Source organism: Granulicella mallensis MP5ACTX8 (assembly GCF_000178955.2).
GTDB classification, from domain to species: domain Bacteria; phylum Acidobacteriota; class Terriglobia; order Terriglobales; family Acidobacteriaceae; genus Granulicella; species Granulicella mallensis.
On sequence record NC_016631.1, the window covers coordinates 5,922,643 to 5,942,197 of the forward strand.

At 60.3% G+C, this 19,555-nt stretch carries 18 protein-coding genes; 13 read left to right on the forward strand and 5 right to left on the reverse strand.

Annotation, left to right across the window (positions count from 1 at the left end; genetic code table 11):
- Positions 1-91: 91 nt before the first annotated feature.
- Positions 92-2,089, reverse strand: coding sequence for a transketolase (gene tkt, locus ACIX8_RS23020; RefSeq protein WP_014267805.1), 1,998 nt, complete (start codon positions 2,087-2,089; stop codon positions 92-94).
- 138 nt (positions 2,090-2,227) lie between these two features.
- On the opposite strand from tkt, the gene ACIX8_RS23025 reads away from it, so the two are divergent.
- The 4 genes from ACIX8_RS23025 (at position 2,228) to ACIX8_RS23040 (ending at position 3,691) form a co-directional block, all read left to right on the forward strand.
- Entirely contained in the window at positions 2,228-2,584 is a 357-nt protein-coding gene (locus ACIX8_RS23025; protein ID WP_044177379.1) for a hypothetical protein, read from the forward strand.
- 17 nt (positions 2,585-2,601) lie between these two features.
- The gene (locus ACIX8_RS23030) at positions 2,602-2,970 is read left to right on the forward strand and encodes an ArsR/SmtB family transcription factor (protein ID WP_014267806.1); all 369 of its coding nucleotides are present in this window, start codon (positions 2,602-2,604) and stop codon (positions 2,968-2,970) included.
- Positions 2,971-3,002: 32 nt separating this feature from the next.
- On the forward strand, positions 3,003-3,209 hold the full coding sequence (locus ACIX8_RS23035; protein ID WP_014267807.1) for an SRPBCC family protein: 207 nt from the start codon (positions 3,003-3,005) through the stop codon (positions 3,207-3,209).
- A 62-nt stretch (positions 3,210-3,271) separates the two neighbouring features.
- Positions 3,272-3,691 (forward strand): VOC family protein, encoded by a 420-nt coding sequence (locus ACIX8_RS23040; RefSeq protein WP_014267808.1) that lies wholly within the window; start codon positions 3,272-3,274, stop codon positions 3,689-3,691.
- 294 nt (positions 3,692-3,985) lie between these two features.
- Here the strand turns inward: ACIX8_RS23040 and ACIX8_RS23045 are convergent, their stop codons facing one another.
- Positions 3,986-6,454, reverse strand: a complete 2,469-nt coding sequence (locus ACIX8_RS23045) for a glycoside hydrolase family 15 protein (RefSeq protein WP_014267809.1) — start codon at positions 6,452-6,454, stop codon at positions 3,986-3,988.
- 423 nt (positions 6,455-6,877) lie between these two features.
- Between ACIX8_RS23045 and ACIX8_RS23050 the strand changes: the two genes are divergently transcribed.
- The 3 genes from ACIX8_RS23050 (at position 6,878) to ACIX8_RS23060 (ending at position 8,294) form a co-directional block, all read left to right on the forward strand.
- Entirely contained in the window at positions 6,878-7,489 is a 612-nt protein-coding gene (locus ACIX8_RS23050) for a superoxide dismutase (RefSeq protein WP_014267810.1), read from the forward strand.
- Positions 7,490-7,661: 172 nt separating this feature from the next.
- The gene (locus ACIX8_RS23055; RefSeq protein ID WP_014267811.1) at positions 7,662-7,952 is read left to right on the forward strand and encodes a hypothetical protein; all 291 of its coding nucleotides are present in this window, start codon (positions 7,662-7,664) and stop codon (positions 7,950-7,952) included.
- Between the two features lie 42 nt (positions 7,953-7,994).
- A complete protein-coding gene (locus ACIX8_RS23060) occupies positions 7,995-8,294 on the forward strand; it encodes a HigA family addiction module antitoxin (protein ID WP_014267812.1) in 300 nt (99 codons plus the stop codon).
- Positions 8,295-8,586: 292 nt separating this feature from the next.
- Here the strand turns inward: ACIX8_RS23060 and typA are convergent, their stop codons facing one another.
- A complete protein-coding gene (typA, locus tag ACIX8_RS23065; RefSeq protein ID WP_014267814.1) occupies positions 8,587-10,425 on the reverse strand; it encodes a translational GTPase TypA in 1,839 nt (612 codons plus the stop codon).
- A gap of 256 nt (positions 10,426-10,681) precedes the next feature.
- Here typA and ACIX8_RS23070 point away from each other — a divergent pair, with 256 nt between their 5' ends.
- The 4 genes from ACIX8_RS23070 to ACIX8_RS23085 all read left to right on the forward strand — a co-directional run bounded on the left by ACIX8_RS23070 (position 10,682) and on the right by ACIX8_RS23085 (position 15,743).
- Positions 10,682-12,157: a circularly permuted type 2 ATP-grasp protein gene (locus ACIX8_RS23070; protein WP_014267815.1), complete on the forward strand. Its 1,476-nt coding sequence runs from the start codon at positions 10,682-10,684 to the stop codon at positions 12,155-12,157.
- A gap of 307 nt (positions 12,158-12,464) precedes the next feature.
- The gene (locus ACIX8_RS23075) at positions 12,465-13,574 is read left to right on the forward strand and encodes a nucleoside hydrolase (RefSeq protein ID WP_014267816.1); all 1,110 of its coding nucleotides are present in this window, start codon (positions 12,465-12,467) and stop codon (positions 13,572-13,574) included.
- Positions 13,575-13,656: 82 nt separating this feature from the next.
- Positions 13,657-14,643 carry an alpha-E domain-containing protein gene (locus ACIX8_RS23080; RefSeq protein WP_044177383.1) on the forward strand — a complete coding sequence of 329 codons (987 nt, stop codon included), beginning with the start codon at positions 13,657-13,659 and terminating at the stop codon, positions 14,641-14,643.
- 101 nt (positions 14,644-14,744) lie between these two features.
- The gene (locus tag ACIX8_RS23085; protein WP_044179400.1) at positions 14,745-15,743 is read left to right on the forward strand and encodes a transglutaminase family protein; all 999 of its coding nucleotides are present in this window, start codon (positions 14,745-14,747) and stop codon (positions 15,741-15,743) included.
- A 299-nt stretch (positions 15,744-16,042) separates the two neighbouring features.
- On the opposite strand, the gene trhO is transcribed toward ACIX8_RS23085, so the two are convergent.
- Both trhO and ACIX8_RS23095 read right to left on the reverse strand, forming a co-directional pair.
- Entirely contained in the window at positions 16,043-16,759 is a 717-nt protein-coding gene (gene trhO / locus ACIX8_RS23090; RefSeq protein ID WP_014267819.1) for an oxygen-dependent tRNA uridine(34) hydroxylase TrhO, read from the reverse strand.
- 82 nt (positions 16,760-16,841) lie between these two features.
- Positions 16,842-17,450 carry a TetR/AcrR family transcriptional regulator gene (locus tag ACIX8_RS23095; RefSeq protein ID WP_014267820.1) on the reverse strand — a complete coding sequence of 203 codons (609 nt, stop codon included), beginning with the start codon at positions 17,448-17,450 and terminating at the stop codon, positions 16,842-16,844.
- 53 nt (positions 17,451-17,503) lie between these two features.
- Between ACIX8_RS23095 and ACIX8_RS23100 the strand changes: the two genes are divergently transcribed.
- A complete protein-coding gene (locus ACIX8_RS23100) occupies positions 17,504-18,076 on the forward strand; it encodes an isochorismatase family protein (RefSeq protein WP_014267821.1) in 573 nt (190 codons plus the stop codon).
- Positions 18,069-19,511: a DHA2 family efflux MFS transporter permease subunit gene (locus tag ACIX8_RS23105; RefSeq protein ID WP_014267822.1), complete on the forward strand. Its 1,443-nt coding sequence runs from the start codon at positions 18,069-18,071 to the stop codon at positions 19,509-19,511. Before ACIX8_RS23100 ends, ACIX8_RS23105 begins: the two co-directional genes overlap by 8 nt.
- Positions 19,512-19,555 lie beyond the last annotated feature (44 nt).

Below are 19,555 nucleotides of genomic sequence, written 5' to 3' on the forward strand. Positions count from 1 at the left end.
CCAGGGATTAGGGATTAGGGATCAGGGATTAGCCGCAGCAAAAACACGCGCGCTTCTAATTCCCTAATCCCTGTTCCCTAATCCCTAATCCCTACTTCTTGACCAGCTTCTTGGCAGCTTCGACGACGTGTCCAACCGAGACACCCAGCTTCTCCAGAGCGATCGGCCCGGGAGCCGATGCGCCGAAGCGATCGATACCGATGGCGACGCCATCGCGGCCGATGTACTTCCACCAGCCCATCGTCGCACCGGCTTCAACAGAGATCTTCGGTACACCGTGTGGGAAGACCGAGAGCTTGTACTCTTCGCTCTGCTCCTCGAAGATCTTGAAGCTCGGCATGGAGACGACTGTCGCGTTGATGCCGGCAGCCTTCAACTCCGCGGCAGCCTTCATAATCACTTCGACCTCGGAGCCCGTGGCGACGAGGACGATGTCCTTACCGCTGCCGTCGAGGATGTAAGCACCCTTGCGAGCGCCCTCGAACACCTTGTACTTCGCATCGTCGAGAACCGGCAGATCCTGGCGAGAGAGCGCCATGAAGCTGGCCGACTTGCGCTCGAGCGCCAGCTGCCAGCAGGCAGCGGTCTCGTTCGCATCCGCGGGACGGAAGTCGGTGAGCTGCGGAATCGCGCGCAGGCTCATCAGGTGCTCGATGGGCTGGTGCGTGGGACCGTCCTCGCCGAGGCCGACGGAGTCGTGCGTGAAGATGTAGAGCGAGTGAGTGCTCATCAGAGCGCCCATGCGCAGCGCCGAACGGCAGTAGTCGCTGAACGTGAAGAACGTCGAGCCGAAGGGAATGAGCCCGCCGTGTGCCGCGATGCCGTTCACCGCTGCCATCATGCCGAACTCGCGCACACCGAAGAACACGTTACGGCCCTTGGGATCGACGTGGAAGCTGGGTGAGTCCTTGAAGATGGTCTTGGTGGAAGCCGTAAGATCAGCCGCGCCGCCAAACAGTTCGGGAACGACCTTTGCGACAGCATTCAACACCACCTGGCCGGCGTTGCGTGTCGCCACAGGCTTGTCCGCGGGGAAGGTCGGGATCGCCTTCTCCCAGCCCTCGGCCAGCTTCGCCGCAGAGGCGCGCTCATACTGGGCGCCCAGTTCAGGGTAGGCCTTCTTGTAAGCGTCGAACTTCTCCTGCCATTCGGCCTGGGCCTTTGCGCCCTTGTCCTTCGCCTGCAGCCAGTTCTTACCAGCCTCTTCGGGGATGTAGAAGCTCTTGTCCTCGGGGAAGCCAAGGTTCTTCTTGGTAGCCTTGGTGGCCTCCGCGCCCAGCGCTTCGCCGTGAACCTTATTCGTGCCGGCCTTGGGCGAGCCATAACCGATCACCGTGCGCACGCGAATCAGCGAGGGCTTGGTGGTCTCGGCCTGAGCCGCACGGATCGCTCTTTCGATGGCGACGAGGTCGTTGCCGTCCTCGACCATCTGCACATGCCAGTGGTAAGCGTGGAAGCGCTCGGTAACGTCCTCGGTGTAGCTGAGGTCGGTAGGGCCGTCCAGCGAGATCAGGTTGTCGTCATACAGCACGATCAGCTTGCCCAGGTTCAATGTGCCCGCAAGCGAAGCCGACTCGTGGCTGATGCCTTCCATCAGATCGCCGTCGCCGCAGAGAACGTAGGTGTGGTGATCGACGGGGGTGTGGTTGTCGTGGTTGTAGGTCGCGGCGAGATGCTTCTCGGCGATGGCTTCACCCACGGCCATGGCGAAGCCCTGGCCGAGCGGACCGGTGGTCACTTCAACGCCAGGAGCCTCACCGTACTCCGGGTGCCCCGGCGTGTGCGATCCCCACTGGCGGAATTGCTCGAGCTGCTCGATCGGCAGATCGTAGCCGGTCAGGTGCAGTACGCCATAGAGCAGCGCCGACGCGTGGCCATTGGAGAGGATGAAGCGATCGCGGTCGGACCAGAGCGGCTCGGCCGGGTTGTACTTCATGATCTTGTGGTACAGCAGGTAGGCGATGGGAGCGCAGCCCAATGGCGCTCCGGGGTGGCCGCTCTTGGCCTTTTCAACCTGATCGACTGCGAGGAAGCGCAGCGTGTTGATGGAAAGCTGGTCGAGTGCGTCTTGCTTCTGCTGGTCGGTCATTCTGTCCTCAAATGTGTAAGCTCGTGTGTTCGCGCGCCCCATGCGCGCCCTATTCTCACAGGCCAGTCCAGTGTAACGGAAGGGCGTGGGTCTCAACCGTACCGTAACAATTCGGGTGCGGCTGAAGCCGCAGGCTTTGTGGATTTGTTGTGGTTTTTGCGGTTGTGGTCGCCTTTGTCGTTGCTGTTCTGGCTTTTGCCTTTCTTGCTTGTCATTCCGACCCTGAGCGAAGCCGAAGGGGAGCGAACCTGCTTCCTCCCGTTCTTTGTCCGCGCCGTCACAAATGCTGTGTGTCAGGACAGTCTCTTCTGGCTTTACCGCTATTTTCTGGGCGGCATAACCGAAAAACGGGAGACAGCAGGTTCGCTCCCCTTCGGCTTCGCTCAGGGTCGGAATGACAAGCCAGAAAGGCAAGAACAACCGCAAAAGCAAAAACAATCTACCCACTTGACATCGTTTTCTTCAGCGCTTACATTTCACCAATCGGTTATATAACCGATTGGTGAAATAACATGAACACTTCAAATCTGGACTCGACCTTCGCCGCCCTTGCCGATCCGACCCGGCGGGCCATCCTTGGGCGGCTGGCCCTGGGTGAAACCTCGGTCACGGAGCTGGCTGCTCCGTTCGAGATGAGCATGCCGGCTATCTCCAAGCACCTGAAGGTGCTGGAGCGGGCTGGGCTCATCGTCCGTGGACGCGAGGCCCAGTGGCGGCCCTGCAAGCTGCAGGCTGGACCGCTGCAGGACGCCTCCGTCTGGATCGATGAGTACCGGAAGTTCTGGGAACAAAGCTTCGACCGTCTCGACGACTATCTGAAGACCCTGCAAGACCCAACTTTGCAAGCTAAGGAGAAACATCCTGAGCACAAGAGAAAGTAACGCCGTAGCCGCCCTACCGTTTTCACTTCACGGTGTCGCCGCTGGACGGGGACGGCAACGCACTCTGCGAGAACTGGAACTCGGTGTTCTTTGCCGAGGTCGAGGGCGGCACCGAGGTCATTCTGGATGTGCATGTGATGAACTTCAGACCAGAGTTCGCACCGAATCTGAAGGGCATGCCCGCTGGATGGAGCTCAAGCCTCGACCGGTTGGGCGAGCTGCTGAAGTCCGCATCGTGAAGGACAAAGCATGTCCTTTGAGCGTATGAATATCACAACGTAAAGACCCTAAGGAGAGGACCATGAATACGAATCTGCACCTTGTATTTCCGGGCACTTGTAACGAGGCGTTTGCGTTTTACGAGAAGACGTTCGGCACGAAGAGATTGCTGACGATGAAGTTTGGCGACGCACCCGCAGGCACCCCCGTCCCTGAGGATGCGAAGGACCTGATCATGCACACGGCGCTGCCTGTGGGCAGCGTGACGCTGATGGGCTGCGATGGACCTCCGGGACGTCCGGGGACTCCACTGGGCGGCTTCCAGATATCGGTGGACTCGACGGACCAGACCGAAGTGAAGCGGCTCTTTACCGAGCTCAGCAAGGATGGTTCTGTGCAGATGCCGTTGACGCCGACATTCTGGTCGCCGCTCTTTGGGATGCTGACGGATCGGTTCGGCGTGGGCGGGATGGTGAGTGTGCCGGGGCCACAGCCGAGTTAACGATGGGTGATGAAACCGCCGTAATTTGAGCCCCGCAGGGGCGGCCTCATCATAGCCCAGGGTGATGACGCAAAGCGCGCCACAAACATTTGCAGCGCGCTCTGCGTCAAGGGTTAACCCTGGGCTACGAAACCACCATAAAGGCAGAGCCCTGAAAGGGCGATCTATCGAGGTTGCCTTGATAGGTCGCCCTTTCAGGGCTCTGCATCTTCTTTGCACTGTAACCCAGGGTTTCACCCTGGGCTATGATAGGCCGCCCCTTCGGGGCTGAGCTTTGTGCTACTGCTTAGTTTCTTACGACTTCGGCTTCATCGCCGCTGGTCCCTGCGGCAGAAGCTCCTCGTTGATATAGACCTCGCAGTTGCGGCCCAGCCAGTGATCGCTCTCCGGCCAGTACAGCGTGAAGATAATGCTCCCTGTCTGGTCGTGCGCCGTCTGGATGTCGACGAACGACCCCGGACGGCCAACCACACGGGACTCGATCGAATTCTTCGTCTCCCAGTTATCCGTGGTGTAGACGACACGGAAGCGTTGCGCATCGAGAATGCGCAGCGTGCCACCCTGACACATCGCGGAGATTGGCCTGCCGGTCTGGAAGATCTCCATGCGACTCTGGAACGTGCGCTTTTCCTTGGGAACCGCGTAACGCTCCTCGACGACCGAGATGCGGTCGAAGACCTTGCCGTCGGCGACCGAGCGCAGCAGCTTGACGTACTCGGCATGCGCCCAGACCAGCGGCTGCGCCGAGCCCGCCGAGCGGCCCAGGTACATTCCCTCCGAGGGCAGATCGGCGTAGTCCCACACCTGCTCCGGCAGCATGCCGCCGATGGAGCTGAACTTCTCCAGCGCCGTCACGAACGAGGTGACATCCTTCCCTGCCGCGAGCTCGTAGTGCGCGCGCTCGCCGGTCAGGATCGGCCAGGCACGGCCCTGTCCCGAGCCGAGGTACGGGCCGCCGTCTTTCCGCTGACCGTAGCCGTCGTGGTTGTAGCGGCGCCAGCAAGCACCGTAGGGGGTGTCGATCTTCAGTACCGAGTCAACGACCTTCAGCGAGTCGATGATGAGTGGATCGTCCGCCCGGCGAACTCCGTAGCGAACCAGTTCGAGGAAGCCTGCGTCGATCACCTCGCGCGCCTCGAAGTCGAACCTCTCGCCCGGCTCGCGGTTATTGAGGTGGACGGTGCCCGGAGGAATCTGCGGGTTGTGGAACGGCTCGCCCTCTGCCGGCGGACGGATACGCATGTAGTGATACGGGACGTCGGGCAGCAGCATGCCGCGGTTCGTCGTCGTCCACTCATCGAGATGCGCCTCGATCCAGTCGGCATAGTCCTCGAGGAAGGTACCGAGTTCGCGCGAGCCGTGCGCGATGGCGATGTCCGCCGCGCAAACCAGCGCCGAGATGACCGCTGCCAGCGTCGAAGGCGAGTAGCCTGCATTCTCTTCCCAGCGCTCCTGCTGTGTGACCGGCGCATAGCGCACGAGGAACGCCGAGGCGTTCACCACGAAGGGGAAGATATCGAAGTTGCCGAGGCCGTCGGCCTTCCAGAGCCGCCACGCGAGGATGATCGGGAAAGCCACCTCGTCAAGCTGAATGCCCTGCCAGTAAGGAGTTCCATCGATCCAGAAGTTCTGTGCGAAGCCGCCGTCGGTATGCTGGGTGCAGGCGAGGTAGACCAGCGCGCGAAGCGCGGTATCGACGCGGCCGCAGGCCAGCATCGCCGTCGCCGACTGCACCATGTCACGCGTCCAGACCAGGTGATAACCGCCCAGGTCGGCATCGGATTTGGACGCTCCCCACGGGATCGAAGCCGACGCAATGAACGCGCCGGAGTAGGTCTTGTCCTCGTGCGTGAGAATGACGTTGTGTGAGACGCGCAGCAGCTTGCCGCCGTCGGTTGAGGCCTTCGCCAGACGCTCCGGGGACTCCACGCGCTGCCACTGCTGAATGAAGCGCTTGAGATGCGCGTCATACGGGGTGGCGAGCGTCTGCATCATGCCGGCGAGCGCGGAGTGATGACCATCTCCGAGCGCGATGGCGATCGTGAACTCGCGGTGTGTTGCTACCTCGATCTCGCCCATCATCGCGATGTTGCCATCGAGCGCCTGGCCGAACTGCCAGGCCATGTGCATGTGGGTGGAGAGATCCTGATAACCATCGCTGGCACCCACGAAGCCGGAACTGGTGCGCGTGAATCCGCAGCTGGCCCCGAAGGCCAGCGAGACATTGTTCTTCCACGCCAGGATGCAGCGCTTGCCGGCGATGTCCACCGATCGCGCCGAGTTCCCTGCACCGCCACCATCCAGGTGCGGAGCCAGCAGCGCATAGCACTTGAGCCGGGAGAGGATCGCTTCGTCGCCCTCGATCTTTACGTTCATCAGCACGACGGGATGATGGGGGTCGGTAATGAACTCCTTGGTCACCTTGTACCGTCCGCCGATATCGCTCGCTACGACGCGGACAGCCAGCGCGTCGTCGTCCACGTAGTGGAAGTCGTACTCGAAGTCGCGCTTCTCTTCATGGAAGAAGGTCTCTTCATCGGTGAAGAGCAGTTCCATGTCGCGCGTCTGCGGACGGTCGATCGTAGGGTAGTAGATCTCGTTCAGCGTGCCGTGCGAGGCCGTAAACCAGATCCTGCTGGAAGCCGCATAGGCCGTTGAAACCGCGTCTTTCTGGCTGGAAGTCCAGCGCGGTTCAAGTCCAGGCCTGCCGAAGGCTGGACCATCGTCATCCAGCCAGTGATACGTTCCGTCGAAGACGCTCATGGTGAATATGAGAGCACAAAAGTGGGAATAAAGTTACGGGTTTTCAGCCGGGCAAGATTCGCGGGTGTAATTTGCGGGCCGTCTTCTTGATCCATTCACAAAATTGTCATCTCGACCGGAGGCGCGCTTTTGCGCCGCAGTGGAGAGACCTGCAGTTTGTTCGCGCGGGCGAAAATAATTGCAGCTACCTGCAAGCTGCAGGTCTCTCCACTGCGCATCACGATAAAACCATGATGCTCCGGTCGAGATGACAATTTTGGGGTGGCACAAGCGAAGAAGCTGGTGCCTGCGACCGGAATTTCACGTCCACTGCCGTCGCGGGTGTAAGCTCAACGATGTTGCGCCGCGTATTGCGGCGCGTGCATCCAACCACCAGAGCGAGGCTCTGCGCCTCCGCAAACCGAACATAAGGAGCAACTCACCGTGGCCTTCGAACTTCCTCCCCTTCCCTACGACTATGCCGCTCTCGAGCCGACCATCGACGAAGCGACGATGAAGCTGCACCACGACAAGCACCATCAGACGTACGTCACCAACCTGAATGGCGCGGTCGAAAAGCACCCTGACCTGGGCAAAAAGACACCTGAAGAACTCATCAAGGACCTGGACAGCATTCCCGAAGACGTGCGCGGTGTCGTCCGCAACAACGGCGGCGGACACGTCAACCACACCATGTTCTGGCAGATCATGGGACCGAACGGCGGCGGCGAGCCGACGGGCGAAATCGCAGCCCAGATCAAGGCAGACTTCGGTTCGTTCGAGGACTTCAAGAAGAAGTTCAACGAGACGACCGCCAAGCAGTTCGGCTCCGGCTGGGGCTGGCTGGTATTCAAGGGCGGCAAGCTGGAGATCGTGACCACCGCGAACCAGGACAATCCGCTGTCGCAGGGTCTGTACCCGATCCTCGGCAACGACGTCTGGGAGCACGCCTATTACCTGAAGTATCAAAACAAGCGTCCTGATTACCTCGCGGCCTGGTGGAACGTCATCAACTGGGCAGAGGTCAACAAGCGCTTCGAGCACGCGAAGAAGTAGTTTTTGTCTGGATGGACACGAGGCCGCCTTTGGCGGCCTCGTGTGTTTTGTTGTTCTGGCCCCCAACCTTGTGGGCTTTTCAGGTCCGAATCCCAGCCACAATAAATCCCGCCTAAGCCAACTATCCAGTGCATCGGCTTGTTACGATCACCGAGAAACTGGAGATACTACTATGCTGCTGGATATCGCATTGAAAACCGACTACGGCTCAAAGACTAGACACCAGAGCTATTTTGAACTGGGCTCTGCGGACGGTCGTGAACCACGACTCACCTTCAAAATCGTCGATACCGATCCACGCTTCCAGTTGGTACTTCTCATGCTACGGCGCATGAAAGGTGACCCTGGCTTTGTCGATCTTGAAGACAGCTCTATCTTCAGCTGGGTGCAGCTCGCCGGACACAAATGGATTGGGGCTTTCGACTTGGATCATGAGGATATCGCTGCGTTGAGCGGACGTTGATTTGGTCGACTATGAGGATTATCACTAGAAAGGTTCCGCTTTATGATGAAAAACCCCTGCCACCCGGGCGAATTACTGGAAGACAGCTTCGGGAAAGACGGTCTCAATATCTCTATTGCCGAAGCGGCACGCCACCTTGGGGTTGCACGCGTCACCTTGTCACGCGTCGTAAATACTCGTGCCTCTGTGAGCCCTGATCTAGCGGTCAGGCTGGAACGAGCTGGCCTGAGCACAGCCCGTCTCTGGCTGGCGGTTCAATCTGCTTATGATCTGAGCCAGGCGCTGAAGCGTAAACAGCCGAAGATCATTCCATTCCAGATACAGGGCAAGAAGGCGGCATAGGACAACACAGTCCTTGTGATTTGTAGGGAGAGCGGCTTTACCCCCCTTGGTTACGGGATGAAATGGTGACTCGACCTATTAGGTCGGGCCTTCAGCCCTCTACTTTTGGCGGGTTCGGAACCCAGGGCTACGCCCTGGGCTGGTATGGCGTCGCCCCTTCGGGGCTCAGTTCTATGCAGGTTTTCTACGTCGTGCCTTTTCCACCAGACAATCTCCACCAAGCAACGGCAACGACCAAAAACAACAAAGCCCTCCAGACGGAGGGTTTTGTTGTTTGCTGAAGGAAGAGCAGTTACTCGGGTTGAGCGCCGCTGCGGTTGCCCTTGGGACGGCGGTTCGCCTGCAGCACCTTCTTGCGCATGCGCAGCGACTTGGGCGTGACCTCGACCAGCTCGTCGTCCGCGATGAACTCGATCGACTGCTCGAGCGTGAGCACCTTGAAGGGCACCAGGCGGACAGCGTCGTCGGAGCCCGAAGCGCGCATGTTGGTGAGCTTCTTCTCGCGGACGCAGTTGACGTCGAGATCGTTGTCGCGGGAGTGCTCACCGATGAGCATGCCCTCGTAGACCTCAACACCGTCGCCCAGGAAGAGAACGCCGCGCTCCTGGATGCCGTCCAGCGCATACAGAGTCGTAACGCCCTGGCGGTCCGAGATCAGAGCGCCCGAAGGACGCTGCGGAATCTCGCCTGTGTAGGGGATATAGTCGCCGGCGATGGAGTTCATGACGATGGTGCCGCGAGTCTCGGTGAGCATTTCGTTGCGCAGGCCGATAAGACCGCGCGACGGAACCTTGAACTCCATACGGACACGGCCTGAACCGTGGTTCGCCATCTTGACCATCTCGCCTTTTCTCGGCCCGAGGCGCTCAATCACGGTTCCAACGAAGCTCTCAGGGATATCGATGGTCAGAATCTCGGAGGGCTCCATGAGCTGGTCGTTGATGCGCTTGGTGACGATCTGCGGACGCGAGACCATCAGCTCAAAGCCTTCGCGGCGCATCATTTCGATGAGCACGGAGAGCTGGAGCTCGCCACGGCCGAGCACCTTGAAGTTATCCGGGGTGCCGGTATCTTCCACGCGGATGGAGACGTTGGTGAGCAGCTCCTTTTCGAGGCGCTCCTTGATGTTGCGCGAGGTGACCAGCTTGCCTTCGCGGCCGGCGAACGGGCCGTTGTTGACCGAGAAGACGATGGCGATGGTCGGCTCATCGATCTTGATGGTCGGCAGCGGCTTGGGGTTCTCGAGCGCGCAGAAGCTCTCGCCGATGGTGATGGCGGGGATACCGGCGACGGCGATGATGTCGCCGACTTCGGTCACTTCGGTGTCTGTGCGCTTGAGGCCGTTGAAGGTGAAGAGCTTGGTGATCTTCACGGTCTGGAGCGTGCCGTCGATGCGGGAGAGGTTGACTTCCTCGCCGGCCTTGAGCGTGCCGTTGAAGACGCGGCAGATCGCGAGGCGTCCGAGGTAATCGGAGTAGTCGAGGTTGGTGACCAGCACCTGGAGGTCGCCATCCGGCGTGCCGGTGGCGGGAGGAATGGTCTTGAAGATGAGCTCGAAGAGCGGCTGCAGGTCGGTGCCCGGGACGGCGAGGTCCATGGTCGCGGTGCCGGCCTTGCCGTTGGTGTAGATGACCGGGAACTCGAGGACGCTGTCGTCGGCATCGAGGTCGATGAAGAGGTCATAGACCTCGTTCAGCACTTCCTGGGGACGAGCATCGGGACGGTCGATCTTGTTGATAACAAGGATCGGGGTCAGCTTGGCTTCAAGCGCCTTCGAGAGCACGTAGCGCGTCTGGGGCAGGGGGCCTTCGCTGGCGTCCACGAGCAGGACGACGCCGTCGACCATCTTGAGCGCGCGCTCCACCTCGCCGCCGAAGTCGGCGTGGCCGGGGGTATCGACGATGTTGATCTTGGAGTCGTGATACTGGATCGCCGTGTTCTTGGCGAGAATGGTGATACCACGCTCTTTTTCAAGATCGTTCGAGTCCATGACGCGCTCGGCAACAGCCTCGTTGGCGCGGAAGGTGCCGCTCTGGCGCAGCATGGCGTCGACCAACGTGGTCTTGCCGTGATCGACGTGGGCAATAATGGCGATGTTACGGATGGCTTGGGCGGTCGTTGGGGTGCTCACTTGGAGAGGGCTTTCCTGTTCTGATCAGACTGAATATCGGTTTTAGGGAGCTGGACGCACACGTGGAAGAAGGTGCAGGCCTTCACGGCTCCGAAATTGGGTGAAAAGCGCGTCGCTTCCAGTTTACCGCATGGCGACAGTTGTAGTGAAAAGATTGGGTTAAGACGTATTTTACCGGAATGCCCCCTTTTGCCGGGGCGGAAGCGGCATCAACGAGGCATAAAGGGCCCGCCTCGTGCCCTATACTGAGGGGCACATGGACAAGGTTGCGCCCGATACTCCACTTCGCCCCCTCGAACTCGCAGCTTTGAAGAACTACAAGCTTGACCATGCGTACGACGAGATGTTCTCCGGCTCGGAGACCCTGCATGAGCACTACGAGCCGCTGCTGAGCCACCTGGCCGCGCTGCCGCCGGAAGAGATGCAGCGCCGCAAGCAGGCCGCTGACCTCAGCTTTCTCAACCAGGGCATCACCTTCACCGTCTATGGACGCGACGAAGGCACCGAGCGCATCTTTCCCTACGACCTGCTGCCGCGCATCATCACCAGCGCCGAGTGGGCGACCGTGGAACGCGGCCTGACCCAGCGGATCACCGCGCTCAACCTCTTCCTCAAGGACATCTATAACGAGGGCCGCATCCTGAAGGACGGCATCGTTCCGCGCGAGCTCGTCTACTCCTGCCCGCAGTTCCGCCGCCAGATGTGCGGCCTGCAGGTTCCGCGCAACGTCTATATCGCCGTCTGCGGAACCGATTTGATCCGCCTCGAAAACGGCGACTTCGCGGTGCTCGAAGATAATCTGCGCGTGCCCTCGGGAGTGAGCTACATGCTCACCAACCGGCGCGTGATGAAGCGCATCTTCCCGCAGCTCTTCCGCAGCTACAACGTGCGGCCGATCGAGCACTACACGCAGGTGCTGCTGAGCACGCTGCGCTCGCTTTCTCCCGAGGGAAGACCGGAGCCGAACATCGTCCTGCTCTCGCCGGGCGTCTTCAACTCCGCCTACTTCGAGCACGCTTACCTCGCGCGCCAGATGGGCATCGAGCTCGTCGAAGGTCGCGATCTCGTGGTTCACGACAATGTCTGCTACATGCGCACCACCAGCGGGCTGAGACGCGTAGATGTCATCTATCGGCGCGTGGACGATGACTTCATCGACCCGCTGGCCTTCCGCTCCGACTCCATGCTCGGTGTCGCCGGGCTCTTCAATGCGTATCGGGCGGGCAATGTGACGCTGTCCAATGCCTTCGGCACCGGAGTCGCCGATGACAAGGCAATCTATGCGTATGTGCCGGACATCATCCGCTACTACCTGAGCGAAGAGCCGGTGCTGAACAATATCGAGACCTTCCTTTGTGCGCGGGATAAAGACCGCCAGCATGTGCTGGCAAACCTCGACAAGCTCGTGGTCAAGGCGGTGGGAGAGTCAGGCGGCTACGGCATGCTGATCGGCCCGCACTCTACGGCCAAGGAGCGCAAGGATTTTGCCGACCGCATCAACGCCAATCCACGCAACTATATCGCGCAGCCAACGATCAGCTTTTCGCGCGCGCCGTGTCTGATCGGCGATGAGCTTGAGCCGCGCCACGTCGATCTGCGGCCTTACGTGCTCTACGGCGACAAGGTCACCATCGTCCCCGGCGGGCTTACGCGCGTTGCGCTCACGCGGGGCTCGCTGGTGGTGAATAGTTCACAGGGCGGTGGCAGTAAGGATACTTGGGTGCTGAGCTAGTAGCGCGAGCAGAGGAAGGCGTGCTGTTGTTCTTGCTTTTCTGGTTGTCATTCCGAGCGCAGCGAGTGAACCTGCTGTCTCCCGCTTTTCGCCAGTGCCACCACACAGGTGGCGTTTCAGCACGGGCCATACACTTTCAGTTCTGGCATATGTTTTCTGGGCAGTACGAATAAAGAACGGGAGGAAGCAGGTTCACTCCCCTTCGGCTTCGCTCAGGGTCGGAATGACAACCAGAAAAGCAAGGACAACAGCAAAAACAAAGGCAAAAGCAACAGCAAATACGAATCTTTACTCCAACGAGCCATCCATGATCAAACACGCATTTGCGAAGACGCTGCTCCCTCTGCTTCTCTCTGCCCTCACCATCGGCACAGCCGCCGCACAATCGCCACGCCTTGTCCTCATCGACCAAGACGGCTCCGGTCCGGGTGGCTCCAACCAGATGTCGATGATGGTCCTCCTGCAATCGCCGCAGGTACGTGTGCTCGGCATTACGATGGTCAGCGGCAATGCGTGGGAGCCTGAAGAGGTTGCGCACACCCTGCGCATGCTCGAACTGATTCACCGCACAGACGTTCCTGTCGTTCCCGGCGCGGTGTTCCCACTGGTACGCACCGAGGCCGAGGTCCAGCAGGAGCGCACGCTCTACGGCACCTTTGAGTGGTACGGCGCGTGGGGCGACCTCACCGCCCACACCAGCCTGCAGGCTTATCACGGGCCCTTTGTCGTTCCCCCATTGGACGAAGGCGAGCCCACCACCAAGCCTCTCGGCGAAGATGCCGCGCACTTCCTGATTCGGCAGGTGCACGCGCATCCACATCAAGTGACGATCTACGCCGCCGGGCCGTTGACCAACATCGCGCTGGCACTCTCTATCGATCCTGACTTCGCCACACTGACGCAGGGAATCGTCATCATGGGCGGCAGTCTCGCCCCACAGACCAGCGACCCGGAATACGCGACGCACCCGCGCCACGAGTTCAACTTCTGGTTCGACCCCGAGGCAGCGCACATCGTGCTGCGCGCGCACTGGCCGCGCATCGACCTCACCACGGTCGACATCTCCGTAAAGACACAGTTCACCAAAGAGATGGTGAAGGAGATTGCGCGCTCCGGCACGCCTTCAGCAAAGTACATAGCGCAGTACAGCCGCGAGTTCTTCTACCTGTGGGACGAACTCGCAGCGGCGGCCTGGATCGATCCGAAGATCATTACGAAGGAGCGCCAGCTCTACGTGGATGTCGATCTGGCACGTGGCCCCAACTATGGCGACACGCTCACCTGGTCGGCGGCGAGCCGTCCGCAGCGCGACCTGCCCCTGGTTCACGTGCAGGAAGATCTCGACAGTTCGCGCTTCGACAAGCTGTTTATCGAACTGATGAGTGCTCCGCCCCTGGCCGCCGCCGGTGTAAAGTGAAATCTCCGTTACATTTTCCGAAGCGGCCGGCTTCCATGTCCGCAGAGGAAAGCACTATCCGGAATCAGGAAAGGGGCAAGCCATACTCTCTCGCGTCGCTGATTCGCTCTACTGGATGTCCCGCTACCTGGAACGCGCGGAACATACCACCCGCCTGCTCGACGTAAACCTGACCCTGATGCTGGACGAGAGCGCCATCAGCTCCGACCATCGCTGGCAGCGTGTAGTGCAGGCGCTCGGCAAGCCGAAGCGTATCCGCTGGAATGGCGACCCTTACGAGCTGGCGCGCACGCTTACCTTCGACGTGGAGCATAAGTCGTCGGTGCTCTCCTGCATCATCCGCGCCCGTGAAAATTCGCGCCACGTTCGCGAGCAGATCTCGACCGAGCAATGGCACCGCCTGAATTCGTTGTATCTCGAAGTCACGCGTCCCGAGTTCCAGAGCGTGATGCATGCGGAAGCCCTGCAGGGTAACAGTGAAACACCCGCCGCATTCCTGCAACAGGTGATGGAAGCCGTTCATCAGTTCCAGGGCGTGACCGACTCGACGATGTCGCACGGCGAGGGCTGGCACTTTATCCAGGTAGGCCGCTATCTCGAACGCGCGTCGGCCACGGCGATGCTCATCGAGGCGTATCACGAAGACCTCTGGGCGAATCCCGACCAGCTCCCCGAAGGCAACGAATATCTCGAGTGGATGGGGCTGCTTCGTTCGGCAACAGCCTTCGAGGCTTACTGCAAGGTCTATACCGCGGACATCACTCCCGAGCGCATCCTGGAGTTTTTGCTGCTCGATGACGAGTTCCCGCACTCGCTGCGCTTCTCCATCGACAGCGTGCAGAACGCGCTGCAGGCGATCCAGCGCAACTCCGGCAAGAGCCGTGCCGAAGAGCTGAACCGCATCGCCGGACGCCTTAGCGCAAAGCTGGGCTTCGCCAGCGTCGATGAGATTCTCTCCGGAGATGTCATCGGCTACCTTCGCAGCATTCAAAGGGAATGCCAGGCGATTCACGAGACGATCTACCATCTCTACGTCGATTACCCCATCCAGACAGCCCTGGCGGGGTGATCCTGTAACGCAGCTATACGCTTCATCCAAAGGTGCTTGACCAGAGGTCTACGTTGATTCTCACGCAGCTTGAACCGATTGCAAATCGCACGGAGGGCCCCATGTATTATTCGATCCGGCATCTGACGAAGTTCCTCTACAAGACCGAGGTCAGCGAGAGCATCATGGAGACGCGCATGCACCCGCGCTCCGACCAGAACCAGCGCTGCCTTACGTTTCATCTCTCGGTCAGCCCGCGCTGCCGCGTCTTCAGCTATCGCGACCATCTCGCCAACCAGGTTCACCACTTCGATATCCCGGGCCAGCATGGACAGCTCGTCATCGTCGCCGAATCGCTCGTCGAGATGCAGCCGCATGCTGCAGTGCCCGACTCTCTGCCCGAAGGCTCGTGGGCGGAGCTTGACCGGCTGGTCCATGAGGGCGACTACTGGGAGATGCTGCTGCCCAGCGAGTTCGCAACCCCGACCCCGGCGCTCGCGGAACTCGCTGACTCTCTCGATCTGCGCCGCCGCGACGATCCTTTGAGCGTGCTGCACAAGCTGAATGAGCAGCTCTTCCATTACTTCGACTACAAACCGCTCTCGACCAAGGTCGACTCACCGATCGACCTCGCGCTCAGCACCAAAGGCGGCGTCTGCCAGGACTTCTCGCACATCATGATTGCGCTATTGCGTTCGCGGCTGCAGATTCCCTGCCGCTACGTCAGCGGCTACCTGTATCACGGGGGCGACGCAAACGATCGCTCCGAGGCCTCGGCAACGCATGCGTGGATCGAGGCGTTTCTCCCTGAACTGGGATGGGTGGGCTTCGATCCTACGAATTATCTGGTCGCGGGTGACCGCCACATTCGCACGGCTATCGGCCGCGACTACTCCGACGTACCGCCGACTCACGGCGTCTTCCGCGGCCGCGCCAGGAGCGAGCTCACGGTCGCCGTTCGCGTCACACCGAGCGAAGGCACACCGTCGCTTGACCGCGAGCTTCCTGTTCCGGAAGACTGGTCGATCCTGGTCGAGAAGGCCCAGGCTCTCCCCGATCAACCCCCACCGCCGAAGCGCCAGCACCAGCAGTCGCAGCAGCAGCAGTCGAATACGGTTTAGATTTGCCTGTGTTTTTCTCACCACAGAATCGTCATCCTGAGCGAAGCGTCCCGGCTTTTGGGGACGCGGAGTCGAAGGACCCCGAGGGCTACCATCTTGCCCAAGCCTCTCGAACCTTTTTTACCTCGAGCGCTCGAGCCTGGACTTTCGTGATGGAAAAGGTCCTAACTTCATAGGCTAGATAAAGTCCTTCGGGGTCCTTCGACTGCGCACCTCGCAAAAAGCGCGAGGCGCTACGCTCAGGATGACGATCTTTGGTGGATGTGAACAAGAAGAGCATTCGGCTGCTTATTGACGGCCTATTCAGCTTCAAAGTCTTTATGCCCCACCGAGGTCCGGCGGTCGAACACGAAGCAGGTGCCATGCCATTGGCTGTCCTGCTCGGGCACTTCCTCGAGATACTTCAGGATGCCGCCCTTGAGGTGGTAGACCTCGCTGAAGCCCTCCTGCAGCATGAAGGCCGAGGCCTTCTCGCAGCGGATGCCGCCGGTACAGAACATCGCCACCTTGCGATGTTTCGCCGGATCGAGGTTCTCGCGCACATAGGTGACGAAGTCCGAGAACGTCTCAATGCCGGGATCGATGGCTCCGTTGAAGGTACCTAGATCGGCCTCATAGTGGTTTCGGGTGTCCAGCAGCAGCACTTCGGGATCGGCAATCAGCGCGTTCCACTCCTGCGGCTGCACATAGTTTCCGGCCTGCGTTGGATCGACCTTGGCTTTGCGGAAGGCGATGATCTCGCTCTTGACCAGAAACTTCAACCGGCCAAAGGGCCGCTCCTCCGAGTTCGCGAACTTCACGTCCGCCCGGTCCAGCCCGGTCTTCTCCACCAGCATGTCCAACAGCCGCTCGATGGTCTCAGCCGAGCCTGCCATGGTGCCATTCACGCCTTCACTGGCGATCAGCATGCTGCCGCACAGGTCTTCCTCGCTGAAGGCCGCACGCAGTTCGTCGCGCAGGGCAGCCGGGTCAGGCAGGGAGACAAAGCGGTAAAAGGCGGCAATCGTGAAGTTCATTCCTCTTCAATCATAGATCGGCAGGGGTGCGCAGGGCCTATCTATCGATCCATCGCGCTTCGCACGATGCCTAGGGAGCCGCCTAAGCCAAAATACTTTCCAAATACAACGCCATGATCTTCTTGTACTCAGCGATCACCAGAGGCTTCTCTCGCGGCGCGGCTTCAGCATAGAGGGTTGTCATGCCCCGAACCAGCTGCACCGCAACGTTTGCGGCCAACAGAGCCCTCTCTTCAGTAAGCGATGGCGTCTTCGCCCGAAACGCATTCGCTATGGCCATCCGCAAGCCCCTGCGTGCCGCCGCGTCGCGTGAAAATTTGATCGGCGCGGCCATCAGCTTCAGATAAGCCGGCCGCTCCTGAACGAACTCCGTGACGTACCCGATAAAGAGTTCGCCAAACTCCTGATGAGTCAGCGTCGCCGCCTGCTCCATCAAAGGCTTCCAGTGCGCTTCGAGCTCTTGCGCGTACTGGTGCGTCAGAGCGAAGCCGATGGTCTGCTTGTCCGGGAAGTAGTGATACAGCGTGCCGATTCCCGAGCCGCTGCGCTCCGCGATGGCCGTCATCGTGGCGGCTTCAAAGCCCACCTCGCCGAAGAGCTCCGCAGCCGCATCCAGAAAGTTCGCCAGCCGACGCGTAGAGCGTTCCTGCTGCGGGGCCACACGGACGGCATTTGACGAAGTCGAGGACACCCTCGTATTCTACATTTACAAAGTCGAGGATACCCTCGACTTCAGGAGGAGCCTTGAGCTCGTTGCATCTGGAACCGAAGAAAACCGCCCTCGTCCTGATCGATCTCCAGAATGGGATCGTCGCCATGCCTACCGCGCCTTACTCTGGTGCAGAGGTCATGCAGAAGTCCCGCCAACTGGCAGAAGCCTTCCGGGCAAAAGGGGCTCCGGTCGTCTATGTTCGCGTGGATATTGGAGACTTTATGCATCTGCCGGCCGACAAATCTCACCGCGATCCGAACGCTCCGCCACCGCCCGCCATCCTGTCGGAGATTGCACCTGAGGCCGGTTTTCACGACGGCGACCTGCTGATCACCAAGCGGCATTGGGGCGCCTTTGCCGGTACGAAGCTGGAGGAAGAACTCAGGCAACGCGGCATCGAGACGGTCGTTCTCGGAGGAATCGCCACTAACTTCGGCGTTGAGTCGACCGCGCGCCAAGGGACCGGCCTGGGCTTTGCCTTCGTCCTCGTGGAAGACGCCTGCAGTGGCCTCGAGGCTCACGCCCATACCTTTGCCTTCGAGACGATCTTCCCACACCTGTCGAGAATCAGGAAGACCGACGAGGTCATCGCTTCCCTTGCCTGAGACCTTGAGCTCCGCCGACCGGCTGGATCCCTCCGTCTGGAAGATCGTATCCGTCGCGGTGCTTGGCTCCTTTCTCTCCCAGCTCGATGCGACCGTCGTCAACGTGTCGCTCTCCAGCCTGACGGTGGAGTTGCATAGCACTCTCACGGTGATTCAGTGGGTTACGAGCGGCTATCTGCTGGCACTCGCGCTCATGCTTCCGTTGAACGGCTGGCTGGTGGATCGCATTGGGGCCAAAACCCTCTACCTCTGGTGCTTTTCGGCCTTCACGCTCTCTTCGGCCCTGTGCGGCCTGGCCTGGTCGGCAAACTCCCTGATTGCCTTTCGCATTCTGCAGGGCATGAGCGGAGGATTGCTCGCTCCCATGGCGCAGATGATGCTGGCACGCGCTGCCGGAAGGCATATGGCACGCGTCATGGGCTATGCCGCTCTGCCCGTCATGCTGGGCCCAATCCTTGGGCCTGTCATAGCCGGGGCGATTCTGCAGCATGCCTCCTGGCGCTGGCTCTTTCTGGTCAACCTGCCGGTCGGGGCTCTGGCGATTCTGCTGGCCGTCCTCTTCCTGCCCAACGACCGCGAAGAGACGACGCCACGCGACCTCGATCTGCTGGGCCTGGCGCTGCTCTCTCCCGGACTGGTGCTCTTTCTCTACGGATCGGACCACATGGGAGAGCGCACAGGCCTTCTTGCCCTGGCCACCGCCGCTGTTCTGATTACGATCTTTCTCCGGACGGCAGCGCCCAAGGGAGCGAACGCGCTGATCGATCTGCGTTTGTTCAAGAGCAGAATCTTCTCGGCCTCCGCCACTACACAGTTCCTTTCCAACGGAATTATGTACGCCGCGCAGATGCTGGTCCCGATCTATCTCATCCGCGCCTGCGGCCGATCGCCCAGCGCGACGGGCTGGCTGCTGGCTCCCCTGGGGCTGGGGATGGTCTGCGCCTATCCCTGCATGGGATTCCTGACACAGCGGTTTGGGATTCGAAAGGTCTCCTCCGGGGGTGCACTTCTGGCCCTGGCCGGCACTTTGCCTTTCATCTATCTGGGGGGACACGGATTGATTCTTGCCGTACTCGCTCCCGCTCTCTTCTTCCGTGGCATGGGACTGGGGGCTATCGGAATTCCATCGCTCACGGCGGCCTACGCGTCGGTCAAGAAGCAGGACCTGCCGATGGCGACGACCTCGCTCAATATCGTCCAGCGCCTCGGCGGCCCGACACTGACGACCGTGTGCGCAACCTTCCTCGCCTGGCGACTTCGGTCGGTAGGGACTCCGGGCATGATGTCCGGCGCCTTTACCTCGACCTTTGTTCTGCTTTGCGTGTTGCACGTTCTCCTGCTGGTGGCCGCCTTGAGGCTTCCCGTTTCCGTGGACAGAGTTGCGGAGCAGCGGGTCGAGGAAGAATCGCTCAATTTGATTGAAGTGGCGGAGTAGGAGATTGGAAGATTGCCATCGAACCAGGTGGTTTCCCTGGGTAG

What these genes read in the sequence shown, in the direction of transcription:
- tkt (WP_014267805.1), bottom strand. Translation starts at nt 2,089, where the DNA reads ATGACCGACCAGCAGAAGCAAGACGCACTCGACCAGCTTTCCATCAAC.
- ACIX8_RS23030 (WP_014267806.1), top strand. Translation starts at nt 2,602, where the DNA reads ATGAACACTTCAAATCTGGACTCGACCTTCGCCGCCCTTGCCGATCCG.
- ACIX8_RS23040 (WP_014267808.1), top strand. Translation starts at nt 3,272, where the DNA reads ATGAATACGAATCTGCACCTTGTATTTCCGGGCACTTGTAACGAGGCG.
- ACIX8_RS23045 (WP_014267809.1), bottom strand. Translation starts at nt 6,454, where the DNA reads ATGAGCGTCTTCGACGGAACGTATCACTGGCTGGATGACGATGGTCCA.
- ACIX8_RS23055 (WP_014267811.1), top strand. Translation starts at nt 7,662, where the DNA reads ATGCTGCTGGATATCGCATTGAAAACCGACTACGGCTCAAAGACTAGA.
- ACIX8_RS23060 (WP_014267812.1), top strand. Translation starts at nt 7,995, where the DNA reads ATGATGAAAAACCCCTGCCACCCGGGCGAATTACTGGAAGACAGCTTC.
- ACIX8_RS23070 (WP_014267815.1), top strand. Translation starts at nt 10,682, where the DNA reads ATGGACAAGGTTGCGCCCGATACTCCACTTCGCCCCCTCGAACTCGCA.
- ACIX8_RS23075 (WP_014267816.1), top strand. Translation starts at nt 12,465, where the DNA reads ATGATCAAACACGCATTTGCGAAGACGCTGCTCCCTCTGCTTCTCTCT.
- ACIX8_RS23085 (WP_044179400.1), top strand. Translation starts at nt 14,745, where the DNA reads ATGTATTATTCGATCCGGCATCTGACGAAGTTCCTCTACAAGACCGAG.
- trhO (WP_014267819.1), bottom strand. Translation starts at nt 16,759, where the DNA reads ATGAACTTCACGATTGCCGCCTTTTACCGCTTTGTCTCCCTGCCTGAC.